18 protein-coding genes and 1 pseudogene are annotated in these 15319 nt (G+C 65.7%); 14 read left to right on the top strand and 5 right to left on the bottom strand.

Going from position 1 to position 15319, the window contains the following annotated elements; genetic code table 11:
* Positions 1-11: 11 nt before the first annotated feature.
* Positions 12-1217: a CaiB/BaiF CoA transferase family protein gene (locus tag BST14_RS06000; RefSeq protein ID WP_083063655.1), complete on the bottom strand. Its 1206-nt coding sequence runs from the start codon at positions 1215-1217 to the stop codon at positions 12-14.
* Positions 1218-1584: 367 nt separating this feature from the next.
* On the opposite strand from BST14_RS06000, the gene BST14_RS05995 reads away from it, so the two are divergent.
* The 6 genes from BST14_RS05995 to BST14_RS05970 all read left to right on the top strand — a co-directional run bounded on the left by BST14_RS05995 (position 1585) and on the right by BST14_RS05970 (position 5965).
* The gene (locus BST14_RS05995) at positions 1585-2286 is read left to right on the top strand and encodes an SDR family NAD(P)-dependent oxidoreductase (protein WP_083063654.1); all 702 of its coding nucleotides are present in this window, start codon (positions 1585-1587) and stop codon (positions 2284-2286) included.
* Between the two features lie 50 nt (positions 2287-2336).
* On the top strand, positions 2337-2537 hold the full coding sequence (locus BST14_RS05990; protein ID WP_007777307.1) for a ferredoxin: 201 nt from the start codon (positions 2337-2339) through the stop codon (positions 2535-2537).
* A gap of 47 nt (positions 2538-2584) precedes the next feature.
* Positions 2585-3949: a cytochrome P450 gene (locus tag BST14_RS05985; protein WP_083063653.1), complete on the top strand. Its 1365-nt coding sequence runs from the start codon at positions 2585-2587 to the stop codon at positions 3947-3949.
* Between the two features lie 120 nt (positions 3950-4069).
* Positions 4070-4465: a hypothetical protein gene (locus BST14_RS05980; protein WP_083063688.1), complete on the top strand. Its 396-nt coding sequence runs from the start codon at positions 4070-4072 to the stop codon at positions 4463-4465.
* Positions 4466-4520: 55 nt separating this feature from the next.
* A complete protein-coding gene (locus BST14_RS05975) occupies positions 4521-5396 on the top strand; it encodes an Rv1363c family protein (RefSeq protein WP_083063652.1) in 876 nt (291 codons plus the stop codon).
* Positions 5393-5965, top strand: a complete 573-nt coding sequence (locus tag BST14_RS05970) for a hypothetical protein (protein ID WP_083063651.1) — start codon at positions 5393-5395, stop codon at positions 5963-5965. The genes BST14_RS05975 and BST14_RS05970 overlap by 4 nt, the downstream gene beginning before the upstream one ends.
* Before the next feature lie 107 nt (positions 5966-6072).
* Here BST14_RS05970 and BST14_RS05965 read toward each other — a convergent pair whose 3' ends face one another.
* The 3 genes from BST14_RS05965 to BST14_RS31375 all read right to left on the bottom strand — a co-directional run bounded on the left by BST14_RS05965 (position 6073) and on the right by BST14_RS31375 (position 8483).
* Positions 6073-7248: an acyl-CoA dehydrogenase family protein gene (locus BST14_RS05965; RefSeq protein WP_083063650.1), complete on the bottom strand. Its 1176-nt coding sequence runs from the start codon at positions 7246-7248 to the stop codon at positions 6073-6075.
* On the bottom strand, positions 7232-8230 hold the full coding sequence (locus BST14_RS05960) for an acyl-CoA dehydrogenase family protein (protein WP_083063649.1): 999 nt from the start codon (positions 8228-8230) through the stop codon (positions 7232-7234). Before BST14_RS05960 ends, BST14_RS05965 begins: the two co-directional genes overlap by 17 nt.
* A 124-nt stretch (positions 8231-8354) precedes the next feature.
* A complete protein-coding gene (locus BST14_RS31375) occupies positions 8355-8483 on the bottom strand; it encodes a hypothetical protein (protein WP_281252795.1) in 129 nt (42 codons plus the stop codon).
* A gap of 260 nt (positions 8484-8743) precedes the next feature.
* On the opposite strand from BST14_RS31375, the gene BST14_RS05955 reads away from it, so the two are divergent.
* The 6 genes and pseudogenes from BST14_RS05955 (at position 8744) to BST14_RS05930 (ending at position 13181) form a co-directional block, all read left to right on the top strand.
* Entirely contained in the window at positions 8744-9124 is a 381-nt protein-coding gene (locus tag BST14_RS05955) for a carboxymuconolactone decarboxylase family protein (protein WP_083063648.1), read from the top strand.
* 62 nt (positions 9125-9186) lie between these two features.
* Positions 9187-9384, top strand: a pseudogene (locus tag BST14_RS05950) (NAD-binding protein); the annotation flags it as partial.
* A 248-nt stretch (positions 9385-9632) separates the two neighbouring features.
* The gene (locus BST14_RS05945) at positions 9633-10724 is read left to right on the top strand and encodes an amidohydrolase family protein (protein ID WP_083063687.1); all 1092 of its coding nucleotides are present in this window, start codon (positions 9633-9635) and stop codon (positions 10722-10724) included.
* A gap of 29 nt (positions 10725-10753) precedes the next feature.
* Positions 10754-11899, top strand: coding sequence for an amidohydrolase family protein (locus tag BST14_RS05940; RefSeq protein ID WP_083063647.1), 1146 nt, complete (start codon positions 10754-10756; stop codon positions 11897-11899).
* A 1-nt stretch (position 11900) separates the two neighbouring features.
* Positions 11901-12299: a Rieske (2Fe-2S) protein gene (locus BST14_RS05935; protein ID WP_064882584.1), complete on the top strand. Its 399-nt coding sequence runs from the start codon at positions 11901-11903 to the stop codon at positions 12297-12299.
* 15 nt (positions 12300-12314) lie between these two features.
* Positions 12315-13181 carry an alpha/beta fold hydrolase gene (locus BST14_RS05930; protein ID WP_083063646.1) on the top strand — a complete coding sequence of 289 codons (867 nt, stop codon included), beginning with the start codon at positions 12315-12317 and terminating at the stop codon, positions 13179-13181.
* Positions 13182-13207: 26 nt separating this feature from the next.
* On the opposite strand, the gene BST14_RS05925 is transcribed toward BST14_RS05930, so the two are convergent.
* Positions 13208-13681, bottom strand: a complete 474-nt coding sequence (locus tag BST14_RS05925) for a hypothetical protein (protein WP_083063645.1) — start codon at positions 13679-13681, stop codon at positions 13208-13210.
* A gap of 36 nt (positions 13682-13717) precedes the next feature.
* Here BST14_RS05925 and BST14_RS05920 point away from each other — a divergent pair, with 36 nt between their 5' ends.
* The gene (locus tag BST14_RS05920) at positions 13718-15013 is read left to right on the top strand and encodes an NADH-ubiquinone oxidoreductase-F iron-sulfur binding region domain-containing protein (protein WP_083063644.1); all 1296 of its coding nucleotides are present in this window, start codon (positions 13718-13720) and stop codon (positions 15011-15013) included.
* Positions 15010-15306, top strand: coding sequence for a ferredoxin (locus tag BST14_RS05915; RefSeq protein ID WP_083063643.1), 297 nt, complete (start codon positions 15010-15012; stop codon positions 15304-15306). Before BST14_RS05920 ends, BST14_RS05915 begins: the two co-directional genes overlap by 4 nt.
* The last annotated feature ends 13 nt before the right edge of the window (positions 15307-15319 follow it).

Raw genomic sequence — 15319 nt, 5'->3', positions numbered from 1 at the left:
CCAAGTAGTGCTCACGTGACGGCGCCGGCCGTCTTGAGTTCGATGATGCGGTCCCAGTCGAGGCCTAGCTCCATCAGGATCTCGTCGGTCTGCTCTGCGAATCCGGGGGCCGGCCCCGTCTCGGGCGCTGCGACGTCGAACTGTACCGGGTTGGCCACCAGCTCGAGTTCACCCGCCCGCACCATGTACTCGTTCGAGCGGATCTGCGAATCCTCGGCCGCTTGCAAGGTGTCCTGCACGGGTGCCCATGGCCCGGAAAGCGTGGCGAAGCGCTCGCTCCACTCGGCCAGCGTGCGGCCGGCGATGGCCTTGGTCAGCAGTTCGACCGCGTCCGCGGTGTTGGCGGCGATGTTTTCCACGCTGTCGAAGCGCGGGTCATCGGCCAACTCCGGCAGGTCGACGTGGCGGCACACGTCGGCCCAGAACTTGGTGGGCTGCATCATCACGAAGGAGATGTAGCGGCCGTCGGACGTCGTGTACAAACCCACCAGCGGGTTGTTGGGCGCGCCGTGCACGCCCGGCGGCGGCGCTTCCAGCCGCTGGTTCAGATGCTTTGTCAGCGCAACCGTGTGTCCCATCGACCACAACCCGCTGCCCAGCAGCGACACATCGACGACGGACGGCTCGCCCGTGCGCTCGCGCTTGAGCAGCGCCGCCGCGATGCCGCCGGCCAGGTTGGTACCCGAGATGGTGTCGCCGTACGCCGGTCCGGGCGGTGCGATCATGCCCGGCATGCCGGCCGGAGTGATGGTGGCGGCCGTGCCGGCCCGGCACCAGAAGGCGGTCATGTCGTAGCCGCCTTTGGTCGACTCTTCACCGCGCGGGCCGAGCGCGCTGCCGCGCGCGTAGACGATCTTCGGGTTCATCGCCCGGATGTCGTCGACATCGATGCCGAACTTTCGCCGGTGGTCGGGCAGGAAGCTGGTAAGGAACACGTCCGAGCGACGAGCCAGCTCGTAGAGCACCTCCTTACCCTCCGGCACGGACATGTCCAGACCGATGCTGCGCTTGCCGCGGTTGGCGTGCTCGATGTTCGGGTTGGGATCGCCTTCGACGCGCAGCATCCCGGTCTGTCGCAGTCCACGTTGCGGGTCACCGGTCACCGCGTGCTCGACCTTGACCACGTCGGCACCCCATTCGGCGAGCACCGCGCCCGCCGACGGCACGAACCCGTACATGGCGACTTCGAGGACTCGGACGCCTTCGAGCGGCCTCATACGCCGGCTCCTTTCACTGAGACGGCCGTTATTGCGATGTCCGCTGCGGTCCCAGTGGCGGGCTCTGCCGTGTTCTGGGCAGGCATTCCGTACCCCCTGGTGTGGTGGCGGTCACGATAATTTCATTCTCTTCCCCGGCGAATCTTACATTCGAGTTTCGATAATTCAAGAAAGTTTCAGGAATAAGATCGGGCCCCTGACCAGGGCCGCAACCGGCCGTACACTGTCGGCCAGGGCCTTTCCCCGCAGGCCGGACGCGGTGTTGGGCGCATGTTGCACCCCGCTCCGCGCGGAGAGTAAGGTTCTCATAATTGCAAGGGAGATTCTTTGTGACTGAAATGGCCCCCTCCGGAGCAGAGGCGTCCACATGAAGACTGCGGTAGTCACCGGCGGCGGATCCGGCATCGGCCTCGCCGTCGCGCGGCGCCTGCGGGCCGACGGTCTGAATGTCGCCTCCATCGACCTGCGGCCGTCGGAAGCCGAGTTCGCCTTCACCGCTGACGTCACCGATCGGTCGCAAGTGGATGCGGCGCTGTCGGCCATCCGCACTCAACTCGGGCCGGTGACGGTTCTGGTCAATGCCGCCGGCCTCGACGGGTTCAAGAAGTTCAACAACATCACCTTCGCGGACTGGCAGCGGGTGATCGACGTCAACCTCAACGGCGTTTTCCATACCGTCCAGGCGGTGCTTCCCGACATGGTCGAGGCGGGATGGGGGCGCATCGTCAACATCTCGTCGTCGAGCACGCACTCCGGTGCGCCGTACATGAGTCATTATGTGGCGGCCAAGTCGGCGGTCAACGGCCTGACGAAGTCGCTCGCACTCGAGTACGGACCCAAGGGCATCACGGTCAACGCGGTGCCGCCGGGCTTCATCGACACCCCGATGCTGCGCGCGGCCGAGAAGAATGGATTCTTGGGCGATATCGACGAGACCATCGCGCGGACGCCGGTGCGCCGGATGGGCACCCCCGAGGACATCGCGGCGGCATGCGCGTTCCTGGTGTCCGAGGAGGCCGGCTACATCACCGGTCAGATCTTGGGCGTCAACGGAGGCCGCAACACCTGAGCGGTGGCGAATCGTCAGCGGTGCCCGGTAAGTGTGAGAGGAGAAAACCCATGAAGGTCTGGGTGGATTCGCAACGGTGCCAGGGCCACACCCTGTGCGCGATGATCGCTCCGGAATCGTTTCAGCTCAGCGACATCGACGGCAGTTCGTCCGCGATCGACGAGGTGGTGCCCGCCGATCGCGAGGACCAGGTGCGTGAGGCCGCGCAGTCCTGCCCGGAGCAGGCCATCATGATCACCGACGACGCCTGAGCCGGCACCGGCTCCGTAGCTACCGAAAGACATAGGGAGACAGAGCATTGAGCGTCGACGACGTCGTCAATGACAGCGACCGCAAGAAGAACCGGTACCACTTCGACCGGCACTCCCCGGAGTACCGGTCGAAGTTCAAGGCGATCACCGAAGAGATGCACGCGAAGTGCCCGATGGCCTGGACGGAAACCTATGGCGGCCACTGGGTGGCGGCCGGCAGTCACGAGGTGTTCGAGCTGGCCCGCTGCCCCGCCGTCTCCAACGATCACGACATCCACAGCGAACGCCGGGGCTACAAAGGCATTTCGATCCCCACGGCCAGCCGGGTCAGCGCGGTGCGCGGCGGGATCCTGGAGATGGACGACCCCGAGCACCGCATCTACCGAACCGTGCTCAATCCGTATCTGTCACCCGCGGCGATCAAGCGCTGGGAACCATTCATCGACGACGTGACCCGCGCCTGCCTCGACGAGAAGATCGAAAGTGGCCGCATCGACTTCGTGGACGACCTCGCCAATGTCGTGCCCGCCGTCTTCACACTGGCAATGCTGGGCATCCCGCTGAAGAAGTGGAACATGTACAGCGAGCCGGTGCACGCCGCGGTGTACACGCCCGAGCACTCCCCCGACATCGAGCGCGTCACCGCGATGCACCGCGAGATGGGGCTCGACATGGTCAACAACATGATCGAGATCCGCGCAAACCCGAGGCCCGGAATCGTCAACGGCCTGCTCGAGATGCGCATCGACGGTGAGCCGGCCCCGGAGCTGGAAATCCTGGGGAACCTGGGCCTGGTCATCGGCGGCGGCTTCGACACCACGACGGCCCTGACCGCCCACTCGCTGGAATGGCTTTCGGAGCACCCCGAGCAACGACAGCTGCTCAGCGACGAGCGCAAGACCCTGCTCGATCCCGCGACCGAGGAGTTCTTGCGCTACTTCACCCCCGCGCCCGGGGATGGCCGGACCTTCTCCGAGGACACCGAACTCGACGGCACCCAGTTCAAAGAGGGTGAGCGGCTCTGGATTTCGTGGGCGATGGCCAACCGCGACCCATCAGTGTTCCACGACCCCGACCAGATAATCCTCGACCGTAAAGGCAACCGGCACTTCAGCTTCGGGCTGGGCATCCACCGGTGCATCGGCTCGAACGTGGCACGCACGGTGTTCAAGTCCATGCTCACCGCGGTCCTCGACCGGATGCCCGACTACAAATGCGACCCGGAGGGCACCGTTCATTACGAGACCATCGGTGTCATCCAGGGCATGCGCAAGCTGCCGGCATCTTTCACGCCCGGCCGCAAGGTCGGAGCCGGCCTCGACGAAACGCTGGAGAAGCTTCAGCGTATCTGCGACGAACAGGAACTCGCCCGACCGATCACCGAACGCAAGGAAGCCGCGGTCATCGACTGAGCCGCCCAGATTTTGCGAGTCGGCCTGTTCAGCGTGACCGCGTCTTATATTTGAGCCAAACGCGTGCGCAGAGAGGGAGACGCATCGGTGAAGACTTTCGCAATCGGCCTTGCGCTGGCCATGGCCGCGCTGACTGTCACGCCGAGCGCCCACGCGGACATGCTGTTTGCCAACTACAGAGTGGACACGAGCCGGGATCCCGGGCACAGCTGGATTTGGTCGATCAACCCGTGCGTCCATCCGGCGCCGGGATGCGCTCAGGTTTACGCGACTCCGCAGCCCAACGGGCAAGCGGCGCCCTGGAGGGGGGACGCCCAGCTGTCCAACGGCCGCTACACCATGGCCGTCGATGATCCCTTCGGTGTGCGCTGCGTGGTCCAGTTCTTTCCCTCGCATGACGTCTACTCGTGGGACGCGGCGACGCTGGCGGGTCAGGTCGACTCGACGTTCGACACCGGCTGCGGCGGCGGACCGGGGGGCACCAACAGCTGGCCGTTCTCGCTCGTGCGATGGTAGCCGCGTGAGGGGTACAGGAGTCGGTCGATCATGACGGCGACGGGCAGTAGGCACGATGGCTGAGGAGAAGAAGGCGCCGGACGATAAGGCCACTTCGAAAGCCGACGTGCAGGCGTTGCTCGAGGAGGCCGAGGCCGAGGCCGCCGAAGCCGAGGCGCTGGCCGCCGCGGCGCGCGCCCGCGCTCGTGCCGCCCGCCTCCGGCGTGAGGCGCTGGCCCAGGCTGAGGCCGAGACCGCGCAAGAGGCACCGGACGCCGACGAGGACGAAACCGGCGCCGTCGAGGGCGAAATCGGCGCCGCCGAGCCGGAGACCGGCGACGACGTCACCGACCCCGCCGAGGCAACGGACACCGACGCAACCCAGACCGCGGACGAAGCCGCCGACGAAACCGCCGAAGAGACAGAAGCGCAAGCCAAGCCGGCCCGCTCTCGACGGCGGCTGCGGCTGCCCTCGTGGTCGGTGGCGTGGAAAGCGGCGGTCATCGTCCTCATCTGCGCCTTCGTCGGCGCCAGCGGATACATGATGTGGAACCGCCATGAAACCACCGAGCGCAACCAGCGCGCCGCGAACTTTCTCGCGGGAGCCAAGCAAGGTGTCGTCAACCTGACTTCCATGGACTTCAATAAGGCCAAGGAGGACGTCCAACGGGTGATCGACAGCTCGACCGGCCAGTTCCGGGACGACTTCCAAGCGCGTGCAAAGGATTTCACGACCGTCGTCGAGCAGTCCAAAGTGGTCACCCAGGGCACCGTGAATGCGGCGGCCGTGCAATCCGTGAACGGGGATTTCGCGTTGGTTCTCGTCGCGGCGACGTCGCGCATCACCAACGCCGCGGGCGCCAAAGACGAACCACGCAATTGGCGGCTCAAGGTGACCGTCAAAAACGACGGCGGGCAATACAAGATGTCCAACGTGGAGTTCATTCCGTGAGCGAGGACCAGCCCAGCATCGACACCGCCGACGACGCTGCCGAACAAACCGATCGCGACCAAATTAGCGCTCCCCGTCGGCGGCGCAAGGTCAAACTCGTTCCCGTGACGCTGATCGTGCTGCTGCTGCTTTCCGGCGGCGCGGCGGCGTGGCTGTACTTCAAGGTGTACCGGCCCGACAAGCAGACCGACGCCAGCGTGGCGAGCGCGGTCGCCAATGCGGCGTCCGACGGAACCGTCGCGTTGCTGTCGTACTCGCCCGACTCGCTCGACAAAGATTTCGCCAACGCCAAGACTCATCTGTCCGGCGACTTTCTGTCGTACTACAACCAGTTCACCGAACAGATCGTGGCGCCGGCAGCCAAGCAGAAGTCACTGAAAACCAACGCCCGGGTGTTGGGGGCCGCGGTCCAGGAATTGCATGCGAATTCGGCGGTCGTGCTGGTGCTGGTCGATCAGAGCACCACCAGCAAGGACAATCCCGACCCCGCGATGGCTTCCAGCAGCGTGCTGGTGAGTTTGACCCGGATCAACGGTGCCTGGCTGATCACCAAATTCGACCCGGTCTAGGCGCCGGTCGGCTGTTCGACCGTCGCTTCCCCGGCCAGCCGCACACCCCGGGGCGTGAACCGGATCGCCTTGTCCAGCATCGCCTCTCGGAAAGCCCTGTGACCGCCCTAGCCGCGCGGCAGGCCGAGTACCCGCTGGGCGATGATGTTGCGCTGGATTTCGGAGGTGCCGCCGGCGATGGTGCCGGAAAAGCTGCGGGCGTAGCGCTCGAACCAACTGGCGAAGTAGTGGTCGAGGTTCATGTGCGCGTACGGCCCCGTCAGGCCCGGGTGCACCAGCCCATCGGATCCAGCGGAGGTCAGCGCCAGTTCCATGCCACGCAACTCGGCTTCGGAACCGAGGAGCTTGAGCACCGAGATCGCGGCCACGTCGTCTTCGCCGCGCGCGGCGCGCGCCAGGGCCGCCGAACCCAACAGCCGCAGGGCCTGCTTGTCCATGATGGTGCTGGCGTATTGGTCACGCTCGACGTCGGTGCTGGGATGGAAGTCGTCGATCATGTTCTCCAGGCGATCGGCGAATCCCAGCCACATCATGGTGCGTTCGTGCCCCAGCGACCCGTTGGCCACCCGCCACCCCTGGTCGAGCTCACCGACCAGGTTCTCGGCCGGCACCCGCACGTCGGTGAAGAACACCTCGTTGAAATCCAGATCGTCGGCACCGCAGATAGACGGGAACGGCCGGCGCACCAGCCCCGGGGTATCGGTGGGGATGACGAGCGCGCTGATTCCCTTGTGCTTCGGCACATCCGGGTTGGTCCGCACGAACGTCAGCAAAACGTCGGCGTCGTGGGCACCGGAGGTCCACACCTTTTGGCCATTGACCACGAAGTGATCGCCATCGAGCACCGCGCGGGTGCGCAGGGACGCCAGGTCGGAGCCCGCGCTCGGTTCGCTCATGCCGAGTGACGCCGTGATCTCGGCCCGCAGGATCGGTACCGCCCAACGCCGCTTCTGCTCGTCGCTGCCGAACGACAACAGCGACGCCGCAACGATATTCACACCTTGCGGGTTGAAGCTGTGGTAGATCCGCCGGCGGCTCAGTTCTTCGAGGTAGACGAACTGCTGAATGACCGTTGCGTTGCGCCCGCCGAATTCCGGCGGCTGGCTGGGCAGCAACCAGCCGTTGTCGAACAACAGCCGCTGCCAGTCGCGGGCCCACTGCGGCATGTGTGAGACCGACCGCGGGCGCTCGAGCGTTTCGCTTGCGGCAGGCAGGTTTTGGTCGAGGAAGGCCGAGAACTCCGCCCGGAACTCCTCGACGTCGGAATCAAAAGTCAGCTGCACGGTATTCCTCCGCGATTCGCGCCCGGTGCTCCGCCGCGCCGCCGAGCATCAGCTCGCCCGCCTTAGCGCGTTTCAGCGCAAACTGCAGGTCGTTCTCCCAGGTGAATCCCATTGCGCCATGCAGCTGTAAACCGTGCCGGAAGACCAGCGACTGGCATTCGCCGGCCGACGCCTTGGCCATCGCGGCCGCCAGTCGGCGCCGGGGATCGTCGGCCGCGATCGTCAACGCGGCGAAGTAGGCGAGCGCACGCGCCCGTTGCACAGCGACGTGCATGTCGGCGGCCTTGTGCTGCACGGCCTGGAACGAGCCGATCGGCACGCCGAACTGCTGGCGGCTACTCACGTGCTCGAGCACCAGGTCCAGGATGCGTTGGCAGGCGCCGACCATCGTGATCGCCATGCCGGTCAGCGCGAAATGGTGAGCGCGTTCCGCGTCGACGGTCAGCCGGTCACTGTCGGGCACCCGAACCTGCGGGAACGACAGGTCGGCGACGTGCAGTACCGGATCGAACACCGCCGCGCGCCGGGCCGACACCTGGCTGGAGGCGACCAGGAACACCCCGGCGTCGGTCACCACCGCCAGCCGATCCGCGCGATCTCCGTCGAGCACGTGCCGCGCCGTGCCCTCCATTACCCAACCCTCGGCGTCGCGGTGCGCGCCGACCCCGCCGTAGACCGCGGTGCCCGACTGGTGGGGGTCGAAGCGGTCCGCGGCGAGCGGCCCGAACTGGCTCATCGTCGCCAGGAACGGGGTGGGGTCGGTGGCGTGGCCGAGCTGCTCGAGCACGATGGCAAGCTCGACGGCGCTGTCGGGATCGCTGAGCTCGGTCCACCCCTGATCTACATACGATTTCCACAACGGGCTGGGGTCGACGCCCTCTTCGGCCACACTGCGCACCAACGACGGCGGGCACTGCTTCGCGACGGCGTCGCGCACCGTGTCCTGCCACAGTCGCTGGTCAGCATCGAACTCCAACAGCATCCGCGCCGCCTCTCGTCGTGACTGTCACGGCGAGAATACCATTCTCGGTTGCGGAAGTAATAATCTCTGAATCCGGGCATGGGAACACCCGGGGGGCCGGCAAGGGCGGACTTTCGCCAGCGATCTAACTGCTGGTTACGAGGCCGTCAGCCGCGTTGTCCCAGGGGTCGAGGTTGACGAATTCGGCCAGCGGGCGCCTGATCGTCCGGGCCGTCGACATCACTTCCCAGATGTCCGCGCTCGCTTCGGTCACCGCTTCTCCTCGACGCCTAGAGTCGCCCAGCTCCGCACTATCAGCTCGTATTCCCAACCGCCGCACAAATATTCGTTGACGATCATGCGGCGGCACTCACCCACGGCAACGAGAGCACGGGCGGGCAGGTCCATTTGAAGCTCGACTGTAGACCGCGCCCGGCGGACACGGTGCAAGACTGCGCTCAGGCAATCGGAACCTCGGCAGCGTACGGACGACGACATCGGGGACCGCTGCCCCGAACTGAAGGGAGAAGTGCATTGGATCGCGACACCTACCAGCGGGGGCTGTACATCCGCTCCGAGGTGCTGGGCGAAGAATACGTCAACCGCGCCCTGGCCGACGCGGATGACTTCACCGCGCCCTTGCAAGATCTCGTCACCGAATACTGCTGGGGTGCCGTGTGGGGTCGTGAAGAGCTACCCCGGAAGACCCGCAGCGTGCTCAACCTGGCGATGATCTCGGTGCTCAACCGGCCCAACGAATTGCGCACGCACATCAAGGCGGCACTGACCAACGGCGTCACCCGCGAGGAGATCCGCGAGGTCTTCCTGCAGGTGGCCATCTACGCCGGCGTGCCGGCCGCCGTCGACAGCTTTCGCATCGCCGGTGAGACGTTCGCCGATCTGGACCGGGACTAGGGGCGCGGCGTGGCGGTCGGGTTCATCGGACTCGGAAACATGGGCCTTCCCGTGGCATACGCTTCGCCGCTGGCCTGATGCTCAAGGATGTGCGTCTTTACCTCGACGAAGCGCGGGCGCTCGCGGTGCCCGCCGAGGCCGAGACGATCGGCCGGATCTGGGAGGCGCTCGCCCGCGACGAGGGGCCCGACTCCGATTTCACGGCGGTGATCAAACCGTTCGAGCGGGCCGCGGGTGTGACAGTGGGTTCATCGAACTAGCCATCGCATCGGCGGCCGGGGCGACGAGGCCTGCGGATCGCGTCCGTCCGCCAACTCGGAGAATGGTATTATCCATAATAAAGAACGATACTTGCTCCTACCCTCGCAAAAGGCCCGCCACCAGCGACGATGATTAAACGAAATGCTTACCGGAAACCCGTTGATGGACCACTGAGCAGAATGTTAGATTGGCTATCCTATGATTTCGCGCGGCCGGCTTTTGCTTCCGCAGCCGAAGGGTGGCTCTGGTGATCACACACGCCGACGGAACCAGCACCCCGCTGATCGACGCGAGCGTGCACATCTTCTTCCCGTCCACTAAGGCGCTGCGCAAGACCCTGCGCGAGCCGTTCAAGAGCCGCGGGTTTCCCGACTACGAGATGGACTGGTACGGCGCCCCCGGCGGTGAGTACGCGCCCAACACCGAGGGCCCGGATCGCCAGTATCCCGGTTCGGACCCGGATTTTGTTGCCAATGAACTGTTTTCGAAGCGCGGCGTCGATGTGGCGGTGCTGCATCCGATGGCGCGCGGCATCATGCCGGACCGGCACCTGGGTAGCGCACTGCACGCCGCGCACAACGACATGATGGTGTCGAACTGGCTGGAGTCCAGCCAGTTCGGCGAGCGGTTGCGCGGCACCATCCGGGTCAACCCCGACGACATCCCCGGCGCGCTGCGCGAGATCGAGAGGTGGCGTGCGCATCCCCGGGTGGTCCAGATCGGCGTCCCGCTGCAATCCCGCGAGCTCTACGGCAAACCGCAGTTCTGGCCGATCTGGGAGGCCGCCGTCGACGCCGGACTGCCCGTTGCGGCGCACATCGAGGTCGGCTCGGGTATCGCTTTTCCACCGACGCCGAACGGGAATACCAGGACTTACGAGCAGTACGTCAGCTTCATGGCGCTGAACTACATCTATCACCTGATGAACATGATCGCCGAGGGAGTGTTCGAGCGATTTGACGGCCTGAAGTTCGTTTGGGGCGATGGCGCCGCGGACTTCGTGACGCCGTTCATCTGGCGGATGGACACCTTTGGCCGCCCGCACCTGGAGCAGACACCGTGGGCCCCGCGGATTCCCAGCGATTACCTGCCCGGTCACGTGTTCTTCGTCCAGGGCAGTCTCGATGGTCCTGGCGACACCGAATTCGCCGGCGAATGGTTCGGCTTCACCGGTAAGGACGACATGGTGATGTTCGGCTCGAGCTATCCACACTGGCAATGCGGCGATGTCAGCAAGCTGCCCAGGGCGTTGTCCGCCGAGCAGCGCGAGAAGCTGTGCTGGCGCAACGCGGCCCAGCTCTATGGCATAGACATCCCCGCCGGGGTGGGCGCACAGTAGAAGTATCGCGAAAGACTGAGGAGAGCCAGATGACGTTGACCCATTCGCAGGAGCGGGTTCCCGCTACCGAGCGCATAGCCGTCCGCTGCGTCGACTCGGATGTCCACCCGGCCCCCAAGCGCGGAGAGCTGCTCCCGTACATCCCCGAGCCGTGGCGCAGCAAGTACTTCCTCACCCGCACCGTTGGTGAGCAGATCTACTATGACGCCCCGGACTACGCGCACTCCTATGCGATGCGGGTGGACTCGTTTCCGCCCAACGGCGAGTTCCCTTGCAGCGACCCGGATTTGGCGTTTCGCCAGCTGATCATGGAGGCCGGCTCCGACATCGCGATCCTGGAGCCGGCGGCCTATCCGGCGCGTCTACCCGAAGCGCAGCACGCGATGTCGGCCGCGCTCAACGACTGGCAGGCCAATCACTGGCTGGACAGTCAGAACAACTGGCACGAGCGGTGGCGCGGCTCGATTTGCATTGCGATCGAGGAGCCGGAGGAGTCGGTGCGCGAGATCGAACGCTGGGCCGGGCACCCGTTCATGGCGCAGATCTTGATCAAGGCCGAGCCGCGGCCGTCCTGGGGTCACCCGAAGTACGACCCGATCTGGGCGGCGGCCACCAAAAATGACATCACCGTGAGCTGCCACCTGTCCCGCAGCCAGTTCGACGAGCTGCCGATCCCCCCGGTGGGATTCCCCAGCTACAACCACGACTTCATGGTGACCTACTCCCTGCTGGCGGCCAACCAGGTGATGAGCCTGATCTTCGACGGCGTCTTCGACCGGTTCCCGACACTGCGAATCGTGTTCGTCGAGCACGCCTTCAGCTGGATCCTGCCCCTGATGTGGCGCATGGACGCGATCTACGACGCCCGCAAGTCGTGGCTCGACATCAAGCGCAAGCCGTCCGAGTACGTCAAGGACCACATCAAGTTCACCACCCAGCCGCTGGATTATCCCGAGGACAAGACCGAACTGACCCGCGCGCTGGAATGGATGGAGTGCGAAAAGATCCTGCTCTTCTCGTCGGACTACCCGCACTGGACGTTCGATGACCCGCGCTGGTTGGTCAAACACCTGCCCAAGTACGCCCGCGACGCGGTGATGTACAAGAACGGCATCGCGACGTATCACCTGCCCGAGACCGTTCCGGTCCTCGAGGGTCAGACCCGGGTGCTCTGAGTTGACCGAAGAAACCAAACGGCCCGAGCCCCGTCTCGCCCAGGGCCGCGAGCACGTTGTCGCCACCGTAGACGAAATCCCGCCGGGCACCCACAAACTGGTGCCGATCGGACGCCACGGCGTCGGCGTCTACAACGTCAACGGAACTTTCTACGCCATCGCGAACTACTGCCCCCACCAGGGCGGCCCACTGTGTTCGGGACGAGCCCGGGGGCGCACCATCGTCGATGAGACCGCACCGGGTGACTCGGTCATGGTGCGCGACCTGGAATACATCTACTGCCCTTGGCACCAATGGGGTTTCGAGCTGGCGACCGGCACGACGGCGGTCAAGCCGGAATGGAGCATCCGCACCTACCCGGTGCGCGTCGTCGGCAACGACGTTTTGGTTCAGGCCTAACCACAGGAGAATCGGGTGCCTTCTATCGAAATCAACGGGGGAAATGTCGTCTACGAAATCCTCGGTGACTCCGGCGATCTCATTGCGCTGACGCCGGGCGGCCGGTTCAGCAAGGAAATCCCCGGCCTGCGTCCGCTGGCCGACGCGCTGGTCGCGGGCGGCTATCGGGTGCTGCTGTGGGACCGGCCCAACTGTGGCGCCTCGGATGTGCAGTTCTACGGACAGAGCGAGTCCCACATGCGCGCCGAGACGCTGCACAAGCTGGTGACCGGCCTGGGCTTCGAGCGCTGCATTCTGGCCGGAGGTTCCGGCGGGGCGCGGGATTCCATGCTCACCGCGATGCTGTACCCGGAGATGGTCACCAAGCTCGTGGTGTGGAACATCGTCGGCGGCATTTACGGCACCTTCGTACTCGGCTCGTTCTACATCATTCCCAGCATCCTCGCGGTGCGCGGCACCGGCATGGACGGCGTGGTGAAGGTCGCCGAATGGCGTGAGCGCATCGAAGAAAACCCGGCCAACAAGCAGCGGTTCCTGGACTTCGACTCCGATGAATTCCTCAAGGTCATGCTGCGCTGGCTCAACGCCTTCGTGTCCAAGCCGGGGCAGACGATTCCGGGCGTCGAAGACGAGATGTTCGACCGGATCAAGGTCCCCACGTTGATCATTCGTGGCGGTGAGAACGACATGGATCACCCGAAGCGGACGTCGCTGGAAGTCAGCTGCCTGATCAAGGGATCCAAGCTCATCGACCCGCCGTGGCCCGAGGACGCCTGGGAGCGTGCGTCCGAAGACCGCGCCGCCGGCCGGGTGCAGCACTTCAACATGTTCGACACCTGGGTGCAAGCGGCACCCGCGATTCTGGACTTTCTGGATTCGTGATGGCGCTACGTCGTATGTCGAGCTTCCTACACGGTGCGGATGTGGACCTCGCAATTCAGCGACGCCTCCAGCGCGGTGTGCACGCGGCTTTCCGGAATCCGTTCGAGGTCGGACTCGCGCAGGGTCACATGGACGATGTCGAATCCGTCATCACCGGGGATGCGCTCGACGTCACCGGTGAGCCCGAACGCGGACAGCACGCCGTAGGCGTCGTCGTCGGTTCCCCGGCTGACGAAGGTGATCACTCCCGCAACGGGGTCGACGCCGAACGCGCTGGCGCACAATCCGATTGCGGTGGCCTTGGCCGTGTCGCCGTCCTCGGCCGCAACGAGCAGTTCCACCTCGCGGCGGCTCGCGGGCAGGGATGCGAGGTCCTTATCGACCACGTCCGCGCCGGTCGCGGCCACCAGCTCGAGGAGAGCCGCCATGCCGTCGCGTAGTCGTGCGGACGTGAGCGCGCCCTCCGGGTCGACGTTGACACGCACCACCGCAGTTCGCATGTGCGCAAGCCTAACTAACACCATGACAGGCCAGCTTTGAACACCACTGAGTCCACCATCATCGCCACCGCGACGTTGCCCGGATGCGCGCCGCGGCTGCTGAGCGCGCAAGCCCGCGAAGACCTGGCGTCCTATCGCAAGCTCGGTGGCTACCGCCCGCTTGCCGACGCCGACGAATTCTTGACCGAAGTCGAATCCAGCGGCCTGGTGGGCCGCGGTGGTGCGGCGTTCCCAATGGCGGTGAAGCTGCGGTCGGTGCGCGACAACGGACGCCTGCTGGGTGTCCCCGTCGTCGTCGCGAATGGCGAAGAGGGAGAACCGGCTTCGGTGAAGGACCGCTGGCTGCTGCGCACTCGGCCTCACCTCGTGCTGGACGGACTGCGGCTGGCCGCGGCGATCGTTGCCGCCGACCGCGCCTACGTCTACGTGTCCGACCGGGAATCGGCGCACAGCATCGAATCCGCGCTCGAAGAGCTGGATCCCGGCGCGCTCGGCGTCACCGTCGACCTGCGCACGGTGGCGCCGGGGTACGTGGCCGGCGAGGAGACGGCCGCGGTTCGGGCGATCAACGGCGGCCCGGCCAAGCCGACGGACAAGCCGCCGCGGCCCTTCGAAGCGGGAGTCGATGAGCGGCCCACGCTGGTGAGCAACGTCGAGACCCTGGCCAACCTCCCCTTCCTGCAGGGCCACGGGTCAGCCGATTTCCGGTCGCAGGGCACGACGCTGTCGCCGGGCACCTTCCTGGCCACCATCACCGGAGGCGGGCGAGCTCCCGTGCTGTATGAACTTCCGCACGGCCTACCGTTCACGGAACTGCTTGCCCTGCACGGTGTTCCGGTCGACCAGGTCCGCGGAGCACTGATGGGCGGCTACTTCGCCGGTCTGCTCAATCGCTCCGTGCTGCAGACCAGCCTGGACCACGAGACGATGCGACGCGTCGGCAGCGGGCTGGGCTGCGGTGCGATTTCGATCCTCACCGAGGACTGCCCCGTCGCGGTGGCCGCATCCGTGCTCGCCTACTTCGACCGCGAAAACGCCGGCCAATGCGGATCGTGCTTCAACGGGACGGCGGCAATGGCCGCGGTCGCCGGTGCGCTGCGCGACGGCGCCGCGACGGCCGAAGACGTCGAACGGCTGCGCCGCTGGTCGGTGCTGCTGCGTGGACGCGGCGCGTGCGCAACGCTGGATGCCGCGACCAACGTCGCCGCCAGCCTGCTCGATCAGTTCCCGGACGACGTCGGCGCCCACCTCGACGGCACCTGCCCGGACTGCACCCGCGGTGCATTCCGAGCGGACCGTCCCTACGAGGCGGAACCTGTGAGGCAAGCATGAAAATCCGTCTGGATCGCACCATTTGCGACGGCTTCGGCATCTGCGCCAAGCACGCGCCCGGATACTTCTCGCTGGACGACTGGGGGTATGCGTCCCTCATCGGGGACGGCACGGTGGCGGAGGCGGATCGCGACGCGGTCATGCGCGCGCTGCTCGACTGCCCGGTGCACGCCATCACCGAAATCGGCCAACGCACCTCCCGCGCTTCGCAGCCACCGCTGGCCGACACCGAGGATCCCGCCGAGCACCTCAAAACCGATGAGAACGAGGCGGAGTGGGGATTCACGCGTTGAGCCGTCCTCAACC

It is taken from the genome of Mycobacterium arosiense ATCC BAA-1401 = DSM 45069 (assembly GCF_002086125.1).
In the GTDB taxonomy this organism is placed as follows: Bacteria; Actinomycetota; Actinomycetes; order Mycobacteriales; family Mycobacteriaceae; genus Mycobacterium; species Mycobacterium arosiense.
The sequence above is the reverse complement of the archived record's forward strand: the minus strand, read 5'-3'. Positions and strand labels throughout refer to the sequence as shown.

What these genes read in the sequence shown, in the direction of transcription:
- BST14_RS06000 (WP_083063655.1), bottom strand. Translation starts at nt 1,217, where the DNA reads ATGAGGCCGCTCGAAGGCGTCCGAGTCCTCGAAGTCGCCATGTACGGG.
- BST14_RS05995 (WP_083063654.1), top strand. Translation starts at nt 1,585, where the DNA reads ATGAAGACTGCGGTAGTCACCGGCGGCGGATCCGGCATCGGCCTCGCC.
- BST14_RS05990 (WP_007777307.1), top strand. Translation starts at nt 2,337, where the DNA reads ATGAAGGTCTGGGTGGATTCGCAACGGTGCCAGGGCCACACCCTGTGC.
- BST14_RS05980 (WP_083063688.1), top strand. Translation starts at nt 4,070, where the DNA reads ATGGCCGCGCTGACTGTCACGCCGAGCGCCCACGCGGACATGCTGTTT.
- BST14_RS05975 (WP_083063652.1), top strand. Translation starts at nt 4,521, where the DNA reads ATGGCTGAGGAGAAGAAGGCGCCGGACGATAAGGCCACTTCGAAAGCC.
- BST14_RS05960 (WP_083063649.1), bottom strand. Translation starts at nt 8,230, where the DNA reads ATGCTGTTGGAGTTCGATGCTGACCAGCGACTGTGGCAGGACACGGTG.
- BST14_RS05940 (WP_083063647.1), top strand. Translation starts at nt 10,754, where the DNA reads ATGACGTTGACCCATTCGCAGGAGCGGGTTCCCGCTACCGAGCGCATA.
- BST14_RS05925 (WP_083063645.1), bottom strand. Translation starts at nt 13,681, where the DNA reads ATGCGAACTGCGGTGGTGCGTGTCAACGTCGACCCGGAGGGCGCGCTC.
- BST14_RS05915 (WP_083063643.1), top strand. Translation starts at nt 15,010, where the DNA reads ATGAAAATCCGTCTGGATCGCACCATTTGCGACGGCTTCGGCATCTGC.